This window comes from Geodermatophilus obscurus (assembly GCF_900115395.1).
Lineage (GTDB): Bacteria > Actinomycetota > Actinomycetes > Mycobacteriales > Geodermatophilaceae > Geodermatophilus > Geodermatophilus obscurus_B.
Genome location: NZ_FOWE01000003.1, coordinates 377,923 through 390,488 on the forward strand (window position 1 = coordinate 377,923; position 12,566 = coordinate 390,488).

General features: G+C 77.9%; 12 protein-coding genes. 8 read left to right on the forward strand and 4 right to left on the reverse strand.

The window, feature by feature from the left end:
- Nucleotides 1-34: 34 nt before the first annotated feature.
- The gene (gene cobN / locus BM165_RS07880; RefSeq protein WP_075012946.1) at nt 35-3,664 is read left to right on the forward strand and encodes a cobaltochelatase subunit CobN; all 3,630 of its coding nucleotides are present in this window, start codon (nt 35-37) and stop codon (nt 3,662-3,664) included.
- Nucleotides 3,665-3,833: 169 nt separating this feature from the next.
- Nucleotides 3,834-3,989 (forward strand): hypothetical protein, encoded by a 156-nt coding sequence (locus BM165_RS25585; RefSeq protein WP_244274121.1) that lies wholly within the window; start codon nt 3,834-3,836, stop codon nt 3,987-3,989.
- 89 nt (nt 3,990-4,078) lie between these two features.
- On the opposite strand, the gene BM165_RS07890 is transcribed toward BM165_RS25585, so the two are convergent.
- The 3 genes from BM165_RS07890 to BM165_RS07900 are packed head-to-tail and all read right to left on the reverse strand — an operon-like array spanning nt 4,079 to nt 5,938.
- Nucleotides 4,079-4,852 (reverse strand): adenosylcobinamide-GDP ribazoletransferase, encoded by a 774-nt coding sequence (locus BM165_RS07890; protein WP_075012948.1) that lies wholly within the window; start codon nt 4,850-4,852, stop codon nt 4,079-4,081.
- Between the two features lie 10 nt (nt 4,853-4,862).
- The gene (gene cobU, locus BM165_RS07895) at nt 4,863-5,384 is read right to left on the reverse strand and encodes a bifunctional adenosylcobinamide kinase/adenosylcobinamide-phosphate guanylyltransferase (protein WP_075012949.1); all 522 of its coding nucleotides are present in this window, start codon (nt 5,382-5,384) and stop codon (nt 4,863-4,865) included.
- Nucleotides 5,381-5,938 (reverse strand): histidine phosphatase family protein, encoded by a 558-nt coding sequence (locus BM165_RS07900; RefSeq protein ID WP_075012950.1) that lies wholly within the window; start codon nt 5,936-5,938, stop codon nt 5,381-5,383. Before BM165_RS07900 ends, cobU begins: the two co-directional genes overlap by 4 nt.
- 64 nt (nt 5,939-6,002) lie before the next feature.
- On the opposite strand from BM165_RS07900, the gene BM165_RS07905 reads away from it, so the two are divergent.
- Together BM165_RS07905 and BM165_RS07910 are read left to right on the forward strand one after the other, a co-directional pair.
- Complete coding sequence (locus BM165_RS07905; RefSeq protein WP_075012951.1) at nt 6,003-6,791, forward strand: Fic family protein; 789 nt, start codon at nt 6,003-6,005, stop codon at nt 6,789-6,791.
- A 42-nt stretch (nt 6,792-6,833) separates the two neighbouring features.
- The gene (locus BM165_RS07910) at nt 6,834-7,802 is read left to right on the forward strand and encodes an aldo/keto reductase (RefSeq protein ID WP_075012952.1); all 969 of its coding nucleotides are present in this window, start codon (nt 6,834-6,836) and stop codon (nt 7,800-7,802) included.
- Nucleotides 7,803-7,804: 2 nt separating this feature from the next.
- On the opposite strand, the gene BM165_RS07915 is transcribed toward BM165_RS07910, so the two are convergent.
- Nucleotides 7,805-8,674 (reverse strand): HAD family hydrolase, encoded by an 870-nt coding sequence (locus tag BM165_RS07915; protein ID WP_075012953.1) that lies wholly within the window; start codon nt 8,672-8,674, stop codon nt 7,805-7,807.
- Between the two features lie 127 nt (nt 8,675-8,801).
- On the opposite strand from BM165_RS07915, the gene ssd reads away from it, so the two are divergent.
- Genes ssd through BM165_RS07935 form a run of 4 tightly spaced genes read left to right on the forward strand, consistent with a single transcriptional unit; the run spans nt 8,802 to nt 12,566 of the window.
- Entirely contained in the window at nt 8,802-9,896 is a 1,095-nt protein-coding gene (gene ssd / locus BM165_RS07920) for a septum site-determining protein Ssd (RefSeq protein ID WP_075012954.1), read from the forward strand.
- Nucleotides 9,893-11,035, forward strand: coding sequence for a TadA family conjugal transfer-associated ATPase (locus tag BM165_RS07925; RefSeq protein ID WP_075012955.1), 1,143 nt, complete (start codon nt 9,893-9,895; stop codon nt 11,033-11,035). The genes ssd and BM165_RS07925 overlap by 4 nt, the downstream gene beginning before the upstream one ends.
- On the forward strand, nt 11,032-11,856 hold the full coding sequence (locus BM165_RS07930; protein WP_075012956.1) for a type II secretion system F family protein: 825 nt from the start codon (nt 11,032-11,034) through the stop codon (nt 11,854-11,856). Before BM165_RS07925 ends, BM165_RS07930 begins: the two co-directional genes overlap by 4 nt.
- Nucleotides 11,853-12,566 carry a type II secretion system F family protein gene (locus BM165_RS07935; RefSeq protein WP_075012957.1) on the forward strand — a complete coding sequence of 238 codons (714 nt, stop codon included), beginning with the start codon at nt 11,853-11,855 and terminating at the stop codon, nt 12,564-12,566. Before BM165_RS07930 ends, BM165_RS07935 begins: the two co-directional genes overlap by 4 nt.

Here is a 12,566-nt window from a genome sequence, read left to right on the forward strand (position 1 = left end):
GACCCGGGGCGCGGACCCCGAGTGAGGACACAGCGTGTTCGTCCTGCTCTCCACCAGCGACACCGACCTGCTCTCCGCCCGCGCCAGCGGCGCCGACTGGCGGCCGGGCAACCCGGTCCGGCTCGGTGCCGACGGCATGGCGGCCCTGACCGCGGGCGCCGACCTCGTCGTCGTCCGCATCCTCGGGGTGCGGCGGCAGTACGAGGAGATGCTCGCGCCGCTGCTGGCGGGCCCGGTGCCGGTCGTGGTCCTCGGCGGGGAGCAGGTGCCCGACGCCGAGCTCATGGAGCTGTCCACCGTCCCGATGGGCGTGGCCACCGAGGCCCACGGCTACCTGGCGCAGGGCGGGCCGGACAACCTCGTCCAGCTGCACCGCTTCCTCTCCGACACGGTGCTGCTCACCGGCGAGGGGTTCGAGCCGCCGTCGGTGGCGCCGGACTGGGGGCTGCTGGAGCGGGTCGCGCGCACGACGGGTGGCCCGCGGATCGCCGTCCTGTACTACCGGGCGCACCACCTGGCGGGGAACACGGCGTTCGTCGAGGACCTCTGCCGCGCCGTCGAGGACGCCGGCGGACAGGCGCTGCCGGTGTTCGTCAGCTCGCTGCGCAGCGTCCCCGACGAGCTGCTCGACGTGCTGCGCACCGCCGACGCGCTCGTCGTCACCGTGCTCGCCGCCGGCGGCTCCCGTCCGGCCACGGCCCAGGCGGGTGGCGACGACGGCGCGTGGGACGTCGGCCAGCTCGCCTCCCTCGACGTGCCGGTGATCCAGGGGCTGTGCCTGACCCGCTCGCGTGCCGACTGGCTCGCCGACGACGACGGACTCTCCCCGCTCGACGTCGGCAACCAGGTCGCGATCCCGGAGTTCGACGGCCGGCTGATCAGCGTGCCGTTCTCGTTCAAGGAGACCGACGCCGACGGCCTGACCCGCTACGTCGCCGACCCCGAGCGCGCCGCCCGGGTGGCCGGGACCGCGGTGGCACACGCCCGGCTCCGGCACACCCCGCCCGGGGACCGCCGCATCGTGGTGATGCTCAGCGCCTACCCCACCAAGCACGCGCGGATCGGCAACGCCGTCGGCCTGGACACCCCCGCGTCGGTCGTGCGGCTGCTGGCCGCGATGCACGGGGCCGGCTACGACATCGGCCCGTTCGACGGCCCGGACGCGCTGCCCGGCGTGGCCGACCTCGACGGCGACGCGCTGGTGCACGCCCTCATCGCCGCCGGCGGGCAGGACGCCGACTGGCTCACCGAGGAGCAGCTGGCGGGCAACCCGGTGCGCATCCCGGCCGCGGAGTACCGGCGCTTCTTCGACACGCTGCCCGACGACCTCCGCGCGGCGATGACCGAGCACTGGGGCGAGGCCCCGGGCTCGCTGTTCGTCGACGACTCCGACCCCGCCCGCCCCGCCGTCGTCTTCGCGGCCCTGCGCGCCGGCAACGTCGTCGTGATGGTGCAGCCGCCGCGCGGCTTCGGCGAGAACCCGATCGCGATCTACCACGACCCCGACCTGCCGCCGTCGCACCACTACCTGGCCGCCTACTGGTGGCTGCGGACGGTCTTCGGCGCGCACGCGCTCGTGCACGTCGGCAAGCACGGCAACATGGAGTGGCTGCCGGGCAAGACGGTCGGCCTGTCGGCCTCCTGCGGGCCCGACGCCGCGATCGGCGACCTGCCGCTGGTCTACCCGTTCCTGGTCAACGACCCGGGCGAGGGCTCGCAGGCCAAGCGGCGGGCGCACGCCACGCTGGTCGACCACATGGTGCCGCCGATGGCCCGCGCGGAGACCTACGGCGACATCGCCCGCCTGGAGCAGCTCCTGGACGAGCACGCCAACGTCGCCGCGATGGACCCGGCCAAGCTGCCGGCGGTGCGCGCGCAGATCTGGACGCTGCTGCAGGCCGCGAAGCTCGACCACGACCTCGGGCTGGCCGAGCGGCCGGAGGACGACCACTTCGACGAGATGATCCTGCACGTCGACGGCTGGCTCTGCGAGATCAAGGACTCCCAAATCCGCGACGGCCTGCACGTGCTCGGGACCCCGCCGACCGGGTCCGACCGGGTCGGCCTGGTGCTGGCGATGCTGCGCGCCCGGCAGATCTGGGGCGGTTCGGTGGCGCTGCCCGGGCTGCGCGAGGCGCTCGGGCTGACCGAGGACGGCACCGCGGGGCTGCACGCCACCGACGCCGTCGAGGCGCTGGCCGAGGCGCTCGTGTCCGGCATGGAGGACGCCGGCTGGACGATCGGCGCGGTCGGCCCGGTCGTGCGGGAGGTGCTGGGGCGCGAGGACGACGCCGTCGCCGAGGTGCTGCGGTTCGCCGTCGACGAGGTGGTGCCGCGCCTGGAGCGCACCACCGACGAGCTCGACGCCACCCTGCACGCGCTCGAGGGCGGCTACGTGCCGGCCGGGCCGTCGGGCTCGCCGCTGCGCGGGCTGGTCAACGTGCTCCCCACCGGGCGCAACTTCTACTCGGTCGATCCCCGCGCGGTGCCGTCGCGGCTGGCCTGGGAGACCGGGCAGGCGATGGCCGACTCGCTGCTCGAGCGGTACCTGGCCGACACGGGGGAGTACCCGCCGTCGGTGGGGCTGTCGGTGTGGGGGACGTCGGCGATGCGGACCTCCGGGGACGACGTCGCCGAGGTGCTGGCGCTGCTCGGCGTGCGGCCGGTGTGGGACGACGCGTCGCGGCGGGTGACCGCGCTGGAGCCGGTGCCGCTGGAGGAGCTCGGCCGGCCGCGGATCGACGTCACCGTGCGGATCTCCGGCTTCTTCCGGGACGCCTTCCCGCACGTGGTGACCATGCTCGACGACGCGGTGACGCTGGTGGCGGGGCTCGACGAGCCTGCCGACCGCAACTTCGTGCGGGCGCACGTGGAGGCCGACGTGGCCGGGCACGGCGACCGGCGGCGGGCGACCACGCGGGTGTTCGGGTCCAAGCCCGGCGCCTACGGGGCGGGGCTGCTGTCACTGATCGACTCGCGCGACTGGCGCGGCGACGCCGACCTCGCCGAGGTCTACGCGGTGTGGGGCGGCTACGCCTACGGCCGCGACCTCGACGGCGTGCAGGCGCGGCCGGACATGGAGGCGGCCTACCGGCGGATCGCGGTGGCGGCCAAGAACGTCGACACCCGCGAGCACGACATCGCCGACTCCGACGACTACTTCCAGTACCACGGCGGGATGGTGGCGACCGTCCGCGCGCTGACCGGGTCGGCGCCGCGCGCCTACATCGGCGACTCGACCCGGCCGGAGTCGGTGCGCACCCGGTCGCTGACCGAGGAGACCTCGCGGGTGTTCCGGGCGCGGGTGGTCAACCCGAAGTGGCTGCAGGCGATGCGCCGGCACGGCTACAAGGGCGCGTTCGAGCTGGCGGCGACCGTGGACTACCTGTTCGGCTACGACGCCACGACGGGCGTGGTGGCCGACTGGATGTACGAGAAGCTCACCCAGACCTACGTGCTCGACCCGGAGAACCGCGAGTTCATGGAGCGGTCCAACCCCTGGGCGCTGCACGGGATCGCCGAGCGGCTGCTCGAGGCGGTCGACCGCGGGATGTGGGCCGAGCCGGACCCCTCGCTGCTGGCCGAGCTGCGGCAGGCCTACCTCGACACGGAGGGCGACCTCGAGGGCGGGGAGACCCCGGCCCAGTCCGGGGCGCCCGCCTGACGGAGGACCCTCCCGCAGGGCCGGCCGAGGTCCAGGTTCACGCGGTGGATCAAGGGGTACTCCACGCTGCATGGGCATCCTGAACCGACTCCTGGGCACTGCTGAGACCACCGCTCGCCGTGGCGCCGCCGGTGGCCGCGCCGCTGGACGTGCAGGCACCGGCCGGGGCATGGCGACCGGTCGGGGCATGGCGGCCGGGCGGGGCATGGGCCGCAACCGCATGGCGAGCGGGACCCCGACCCGCCGCTACGGCCGTGGCGCACCGACCACCGCGGCCTCCGGCGGGCTGGGCCGCCTGCTCGGCTCGCTCACCGGCCGCCGCTGAGGAAGGACCCCCTCGCCCCCCGCCACTCGCTGCGCTCGTGCCGGGACCCTGCGAGGGGGCCGTTCCACCACGTTGCCGATGCGGCGGCGCTAGGGCAGCGAGGCGGCGGCGACCAGCAGCACGACGGTCGCCGCCGCCTCGCCCATGGCCCCCATCACGTCCCCGGTAACCCCGCCGAGGCGGGCGCTCGCGCGTGCCCGCACGGCCTCGGCGGCGGCCAGTCCCGCCACACCTGCGCCGGTCAGCGTCGCCGCGGTGCCCGCGCCGCCGGCGGCCCACCCCGCGGCGGCCGCCCCGGTGAGCACCAGCACGACCCACCCGGCCAGCCAGAGCGCCGACACCGTGCCGGCGACCGCTCGCCCCAGCGAGGACCCCTCGGCGGTCGGCACGCCGGGCAGCCCGGCGCGGGCCATCGCCAGCCGCGCCACCGCCACCGCCGTCCATAGCGCGAGCCAGCCGCCGTCGGCCGCCAGCAGTGCCGCCCCGGCCGCCGCCTGCAGCAGCAGGACGAGCACGAGCGCCACCACGCCGAAGGGGCCGACGTCGCCCTGGTGCATCACCTGCAGCGCCCGCTCCCGGCCGCGCAGCGGACCGAGCCCGTCGGCGGTGTCGGCCAGCCCGTCGAGGTGCAGCGCCCGGGTCAGCGCGGCCAGCGCCGCCAGCGCCAGCACCGACCCCGCCAGCGGGGAGACCAGGGCCGCACCGAGGACGCCGACACCGGCCGCCACCCCGCCCAGCGCCAGGCCGACCAGCGGTGCCCACGGCAGCACCCCGCGGGTCGACGTCGTCCCGGCGGCGGGCACGCGGACCACCGTCAGCAGGGCGACCGACTCCAGCGGACCGGCCCAGCGGGGGCGGCTCACCGCGCCCGCCTCATCGCAGCCGCTGCGGCAGCCCGGCGACGACGAACCAGACCTCGTCGGCGGTGCCGGCCAGCCGCTGGTTGACCTCGCCGAGGGTGTCGCGGAACAGCCGCCCCGCGCGGGTCTCCGGCACCACGCCGAGCCCGACCTCGTCGCTGACCGCCACCACGTGCGCGGGCGTCATGGCCCAGGCGTTGACGAGGGCGTCCACGCGATCGGCGAGGCGGTCGTGCGCCCCCGGCTCCGCCGCCCACACACCGGTCTCGTCCATCAGGGCCGCCACCCACGTGGTGACGCTGTCGACGAGCAGGGTCCCCCCGCGCAGCAGCTCGCTGGGCGCCGTCGTCTCCAGGGTCGTCCAGCCCGCCGGCCGCCGGGCCCGGTGCGCGGCGACCCGCTGCGCCCAGTCGGCGTCGTCCGCCGCGGGTGCCGACGTCGCCAGGTAGACGACGTCGCCCCGGCCGGACAGGAGCGACTCGGCGTGCGCGGACTTGCCCGACCGCGAGCCGCCGAGCACCAGCACCCGGCTCACGGCGTCGCTCCCAGCTCGAGGCGGGTCACCGTGCCGTTGTGCGGCGTCACCGCAGGCATGTCGGCCGGGCCCAGCCCCGCCGCGACCGCCTGCGCGGCCCGGATCGTGTCGCCGTGGGTGACCAGCGCGACCACGTCGGCCGGCGGCTCCGCGGCCAGCGCCGCCAGGAGGTCCGCGACCCGGCCGTGCAGCTGCGCCAGGCTCTCCCCGCCCTCGGCCGACCAGTGCGGATCGGTCCAGTCGACGACGTCCCACAGCTCCCGCGACGGCCGCCCCTCGAGCGCGCCGTAGCCCTGCTCGCGCAGCGCCGGGGTCGTCGTGAACGGCAGGCCGGTGGCGCGGGCACAGTGCTCGGCGGTCTGCACCGCCCGGCGCAGGTCACTCGACAGCATCGCCTCCGGAGCCAGGCCGGCCAGCTCGCGGGCGGCGCCCTCGGCCTGCTCGTGCCCGAGTGGGGTGAGCGGCACGTGCGCGGTCTGGCCCTGCATCAGCCCGGCGGCGTTCCACTCGCTCTGGCCGTGGCGGACGAGGAGGAGGGTGAGCGGGCGCGCCATGGTGGTCGCCGAGCGTAGGACAGGCGGCGGGAGGGGCCGGCGCCGGTGCTCGTACCGTCGGTGCGTGACCCTCCCCGTCCGTCCCGGCGCCGGCCGCCCGGCCGCCCGGCCCGCCGGTCCCGACCCGCTGACCCCGCTGCTGGACCTGCCCGGTGTCCGCGAGGCCGCCGAGTCCGCCCGGACCGGCATCGACCGGTTGCTCGCCCACCGGCTGATGCGCAACCGGTCGGCGGAGGTCAGCTCCGAGTCGGCGCTGCGGGGCGCCCGCGCGTCCGCGGCCCTCGACGGGGTCGACGTCGCGTTGGCCGACCTGCGCGCCGGCTCGGTCGAGGACCCGGTGGTGCAGGGGTCGCTGCGGGTCTCGGTCGGGCTCGGCGCGATGGTCGACACCTGGGCGCGCGCCCCCGGGCAGGTGCTGGCCCGGCTGCACGTCCTGGCCGCCGCGGACCTCGCCGACCGTGGCGACCTCGGCCGCCCCGCGCCACACGCCGGCCCGCGCCTGGGCGGCCTGTTCCAGGTGGTCACCGGGACCTCGACCGTGCCGGCGGTGCTCGTCGCCGGGCTGGTCCACGGCGAGCTGGCGGCGCTGGCGCCCTTCGGCACCGCTGACGGCGTCGTCGCCCGGGCGGCCGGGCGGCTCACCGTCATCGGCCGCGGACTGGACCCCAAGGCCGTCTCCGTGCCCGAGGTCGGCTTCCTCGAGCTCGGTGCCGAGGCCTACCGCGAGCGGCTGGCCGGTTACGCCTCCGGCGGTCCCGACGGCGTCGCCGCCTGGCTGGTGCACTGCTGCCGGGCCGCCGAGCTCGGCGCCCGCGAGGGCCTGGCCATCGCCGAGGCGATCCTGCGGGGCTGACCTCCGCCTGCGTCCCGCCGGGCCGCGGGGGACAGTGACGGCATGCGCACCCTCGACGTCGACGGGCTCGGCCCGGTCAGCCGGATCGGCCTGGGCACCTGGCAGTTCGGCTCCCGCGAGTGGGGCTACGGCGAGGGCTACGCCTCCGGCGCCGCGCGCGACATCGTGCGCCGTGCCCGCGAGCTGGGCGTCACCCTGTTCGACACCGCCGAGGTCTACGGCTTCGGCCGCAGCGAGCGGATCCTCGGCGAGGCCCTCGGCGACGAGCGCGCCCGGGTCGTCGTCGCCTCGAAGGTCTTCCCGGTGGCGCCGTTCCCGCCGGTCGTCCGCTCCCGGCTGGCGGGTAGCGCCCGCCGGCTGGGGCTCGACCGGGTGCCGCTGTACCAGGTCCACCAGCCCAACCCCGTCGTGCCCGACAGCGTGACCATGCCCGGTATGCGCCGGCTGCTCGACGACGACCGGATCGGCGCGGTCGGCGTCTCCAACTACTCGCTGGCGCGCTGGCGGTCGGCCGACGCGGCGCTGGGCCGGCCGGTCATCAGCAACCAGGTGCACTTCTCCCTGGCCCACCCCGGCGCGCTGGAGGACCTGGTGCCCTTCGCCGAGCGCGAGGGCCGGGTGGTCATCGCCTACAGCCCGCTGGCGCAGGGGCTGCTGGGTGGCCGCTACGACGTCGGCAACCGGCCCGGCCGGGTGCGCGCCGCCAACCCGCTCTTCGGCACCGAGAACCTGCGCCGTGCCCGGCCGCTGCTCGACGTCCTCCGCGAGGTCGCCGACGCCCACGACGTGCGCCCCGGGACGGTCGCGCTGGCCTGGCTGGTCTCGCTGCCGCAGGTCGTGGTGATCCCCGGAGCGTCGAGCGTGGAGCAGGTGGAGGCGAACGCGGCGGCCGGCGACCTCGAGCTGCGCGGGGACGAGGTGGCGGCGCTGACCGCGGCGGCGCGGGCGTTCAGCCCGGTCTCGGCGGCACGCACCCTCGTCGACGGCGTGCGGGAGCGGCTCGGCGTCTGACCTCAGGCGCCGCGGCGCCGCCGTCGCCCGGCAGGGACGGCGGCCGGTGCCGCCACCGGGGCCCGGGGGATCGGTACGACCGCGACGACGCGCAGCGCCCGCCGCCGCGCGTACCAGGCCAGCCCGGCCACTGCCGCGCCCACGCTCATCGCCGCGCCCGTGACCACCGGCCCCGGAGGAGCCGCGAACCGGCTGCGCATCGACACCGGCCGGGTGAACTCCCGCACCGGCCAGCCACGCTCGGTGGCCGCCCTGCGCAGCGCCCGGTCGGGGTTGACCGCCGTCGGGTGCCCGACGGCGGCGAGCATGGGCAGGTCGGTGACCGAGTCGCTGTAGGCGTAGCAGTCGGCCAGGTGGTAGCCGCCCTCGGCGGCCACCTCGCGCATCGCCTCGGCCTTGTTCTCGCCGTAGGCGTAGAAGTCGATCTCCCCCGTGTAGCGGCCGTCGGCGCGCACCATCCGGGTGGCCACCACGCGGTCGGCCCCGAGCATCTCGCCGATCGGCTCCACCATCTCCGCACCGCTGCTGGAGACGATCACGATCTCGTGGCCGGCAGCCCGGTGGAACTCGATCAGGTCGGCGGCCTCGGCGTAGACCAGCGGGTCGACGACCTCGTGCAGCGTCTCGTGGACGATCTCGTGCACGGTCGCGACGTCCCAGCCGGTGGCCATGCGGGTGATCTGCGCGCGCATCCGCTCCATCTGCTGTGCGTCCGCGCCGGCGAGGGAGAAGACGAACTGCGCGTAGGCGCCCTTGAGCACGGCGCGGCGGTTGATCAGCCCGCCGGCGAAGAAGGGCCGGCCGAAGGCCAGGGTGCTGGACTTGGCGATGACCGTCTTGTCCAGGTCGAAGAACGCCGCAGCGCGGGTCACGGTTCACGACTGTAAGCGGACGGTGGCGGTCTGACGGTGACCCGCGTCCTGTCCACACCCTTCCGGGTCGTCCACAGGTCGCCCGGCCGGGGCCCCCGCGGTCACTCCCTGCGGTGGGCTCGGCCGCGTGCCCCCGTTCGTCCCCCCTCCCCGTCCGCTCGTCGTCAGTGCCGACGAGGACCTCCTCGACGACGTGCTGCGCGTGCTCGCCGCCGCCGGCACCGAGCCCGAGGTCGCCACCGGCGGCCCGGCGCTGCGCCGCGCGCACCGCGACGCGGGCCTGGTCCTGCTCGGCTCCGACGTGCTCGACGTCCCGGCGGTGCGGGCGCTGCCCCGTCGCCCCGGGGTCGTCGTCGTGGCCGGCGCCGCCCTGACGTCCGCGGCCTGGGCGGCGGCGGTCGAGCTCGGGGCCGAGCGGGTCGCCGTCCTGCCCGACGACGAGGCGTGGCTGGCCGCCCGGGCCGCCGAGGCGGTGCGCGCCCCGGTCGAGCGCGGGTGGCTGGCCGTGGTCGGCGGCAGCTGCGGCGGTGCGGGGGCCAGCACCCTCGCCACCGCGCTGGCGCTGGCCGCCGCGGGGTCGGGCGACGAGGTCCTGCTCGTCGACGCCGACCCGTGGGGCGGCGGGCTGGACCTGCTGCTGGGCGCCGAGGACGTCGACGGGCTGCGCTGGCCGGCACTGTGCGGGGTCCGTGGCCGGGTCGCGGGGGAGGCGCTCCTGAGCGCCCTGCCCGGGATCGGCGGCGTCCGGGTCCTGGCCGCCGCACGCGAGGACCCGGTGGCGGTCCCGGCCGCCGCGCTGACGGCCGTCGTCGAGGCGGCCCGCGCCTGTGGCCGGCCCGTGGTGGTCGACCTGTCCCGGCCGGCCGGTCCCGACGACGCGGCCGCGGCCGCGGTGCTCGCCGAGGCCGACCTGGCGGTGCTGGTCGTGCCCGCCCGGCTGCGGGCGGCGTCGGCGGCGCGGTCGCTGCTGACCGGTACCCCCGGGGAGCCCGCGCCGTGGGGCTCCGCCCGGCTGGTGGTCCGCGAGACCGCCGGTGGCCTGTCGGCGGCGGAGGTCGCCGCGGTGACCGGCCGGCCCGTCCTGGCCGCGCTGGGCCACGACCGCGGCGCCGTGGCCCGCGGGGAGCGCGGCGAGCCGCCGTCGGTGACCCCCCGCAGCCCGCTGGGTGCGGTCACCGGCCGGTTGCTCGGCGCGCTGGCCCTCGCGGAGCGTGCGGCGTGAACGGCCTGCCGCTGGTCGAGCGGGTCCGGGCCCGCCTGGCCCTGGAGCCGGGCCCGCCCAGCCGCGCCGCCGTGGCCGCCCTCGTCCGCGACGAGGCGGGCCTGGTCGGCGACGACGAGGTGCTCGACGCGGTGCGGGACGCGGTGGCCGAGCTGGCCGGTGCCGGGCCGCTGGAGCCGCTGCTGCGCGAGCCCGGCGTCACCGACGTCCTGGTGAACGGGCCGTCGTCGGTCTACGTCGACCGCGGTGCCGGGCTGGAGCGCGCCGCCGTGCGGTTCCCCGACGAGGACGCCGTCCGCAGGCTGGCGGTCCGGCTGGCGGCGAGCGCAGGCCGCCGGCTCGACGACGCCGCACCGTGGGTCGACGCCGGCCTGCCCGACGGCACCCGCCTGCACGCCGTGCTCCCGCCGGTGTCGGACGGCGCCACCTGCCTGTCCCTGCGGGTGCTGCGCCGGGCCCGCCTCGGCCTCGACGACCTCGCGGCCCGCGGCACGCTGCCCGGGGAGTGCGCCGGCCTCCTGCGGGCGGTGCTGCGGGCGCGGCTGGCCTTCCTGGTCACCGGCGGCACCGGCTCGGGCAAGACCACCCTCCTCGCCGCGCTGCTGGGTGAGCTGCCCGCCGGGGAGCGCCTGGTGCTCTGCGAGGACGCCCCGGAGCTGGCGCCGGCGCACCCGCACGTCGTCCGGCTGCTCACCCGGCCGGCCAACGTGGAGGGTGCCGGCAGCGTCGGACTCCGCGACCTGGTGCGCCAGGCGCTGCGCATGCGGCCCGACCGGCTGGTGGTCGGCGAGGTGCGCGGCGCGGAGGTCACCGACCTGCTCGCCGCACTGAACACCGGCCACGACGGCGGCTGCGGCACCCTGCACGCCAACCGGCCCGGGGAGGTGCCCGCACGGCTGGAGGCGCTCGGGGTGGCCGCGGGCCTGGACCGCCGGGCGGTGCACAGCCAGGCCGCGGCCGCGCTGTCCGTCGTCGTGCACCTGCGCCGCACCCCGGCGGGACGGCGCGTCGAGGAGATCGGGGTGGTGCGCCGCGACGGGGACTGGGTGGTCGTCGAGCCGGGCTGGCGTGCCGACGGCGGCCCGTGCCCGGCCGCCGCCCGGCTGCACGCCCTCCTCGGCCGCGGCGGTCCGGCGTGAGCGCGGCCCTGGTCCTGGTGGCGGCGGCGCTGCTGGCGTGGCCGGGTGTCGCGGCCGAACGCCGGCGTCGGCTGCGCCGGCTGACCCGGCGGCCCCCATCCGCCGGTCCCCGGACCCCGGCCGTGTCCCTGTCGGCGCTGCCGCCGTCGGCCTGGCCGCTGCCTACAGCGGCGCTCGCCGGGCTGGGAGGGGCCGTGGTGGGCACACCGCTCGTCGGCGTCCTCGCCGCTGCTGCAGCGGCCGCTGCGGCGCGCAGCCTGGCCCGCGCCCGGGCCCGCCACCGCGACCAGGTGCGGCTCGACGGGCTCGCCGACGCGCTCGGCGCCGTCGCCGCGGAGCTGCGGGGCGGCCGGCCGCTCGAGGCCGCCACCACGTCGGCTCTGGCCGGCTGCCCGGACGGCGACCTCGCGCAGGGCCTGGCCCGGGCGCTGCGGGCACCCGCGGCGGCATCGGCGACGCCGGGCACCGACCTCGGCGTCGCCCTGGGGCGGGTGGCCGCGGCCGTGCTGCTCAGCGGGCGCACCGGCTGCTCGCTGGCCGCGGTCGTCGGGGCGGTGGAGGACGACCTGCGGGCCCGCCGCCGGCAGCGGCAGGAGCTGCGGTCGGTGACCGCCGGCCCGCGGGCCAGCGCCGCGCTGCTCGCCGGGCTGCCGCTGCTGGCCCTGGCCATGGGCAGCGGCATCGGCGCCGATCCGTGGGCGGTGCTCACCACGACGGCGGCGGGGCAGGTGCTGCTCGTCGCCGGGGTCTGCCTGGAGGCCGCGGGGCTGGCCTGGTCGGCGCGGCTGGTGCGCCGGGCGGTGGGGAGCGCGGCGGCGTGAGTCCCGCGCTGGTCCTGCTGGCCGGGGCCCTCCTGGCCTGGCCCTCCCCGGCTGCCCGTCGCGCGGCGCGGGTGCGGTCGGTCACCGGGGCTCCCGGCACGCCTCCACCGCGGGTGCCGTCGGCGGGTGGCGCCCGCCGGCTGGTGCTCCCGGGGGCGGCGGGGATCGCCGTCGCGCTGCTGGTCGGCGGGCCGCTGGGTGCGGTGCTCGGGGTGCTGGCCGGGGTGCTCGCCGACCGGCTGGTGGGACGGACGCGACCCGCGGACGCGGCGCAGCGGGCCGCGGGAGAGGAGGTGCCGGTCGCCTGTGACCTGCTGGCGGTCTGCCTGGCTGCCGGCCTGCCCGTCGGCGGGGCGCTGGCGGCGGTCGCGACGGCGCTGCCCGGGCCGACCGGCGACGCCCTGGCCGTGGTCGCGGGACGCATGCGCCTGGGCGCCGCGCCGCGGGCGGCCTGGACCGGGGTGCCCACCGGGCTGGCCGGCCTGGGCCGGGTGCTGGTGCGCGCGGGGGAGTCCGGTGCGGCGGCGGTCCCCGCGCTGCGCGTGCTGGCGGCCGACGCGCGTCAGGCCGCCCGCAGCGACGCGGAGGCGGCGGTGCGGCGGGCCGGGGTGTGGGTGCTCGCCCCGCTGGGCGCCTGCTTCCTGCCGGCCTTCGTCTGCCTCGGGATCGCGCCGATGGTCATCGGCATCGCCGGGCAGGTCTTCGGGTGA

Excerpts from the sequence above, each read along its gene's own strand:
- BM165_RS25585 (WP_244274121.1), top strand. The coding sequence starts at position 3,834 with ATGGCGACCGGTCGGGGCATGGCGGCCGGGCGGGGCATGGGCCGCAAC.
- BM165_RS07900 (WP_075012950.1), bottom strand. The coding sequence starts at position 5,938 with ATGGCGCGCCCGCTCACCCTCCTCCTCGTCCGCCACGGCCAGAGCGAG.
- BM165_RS07910 (WP_075012952.1), top strand. The coding sequence starts at position 6,834 with ATGCGCACCCTCGACGTCGACGGGCTCGGCCCGGTCAGCCGGATCGGC.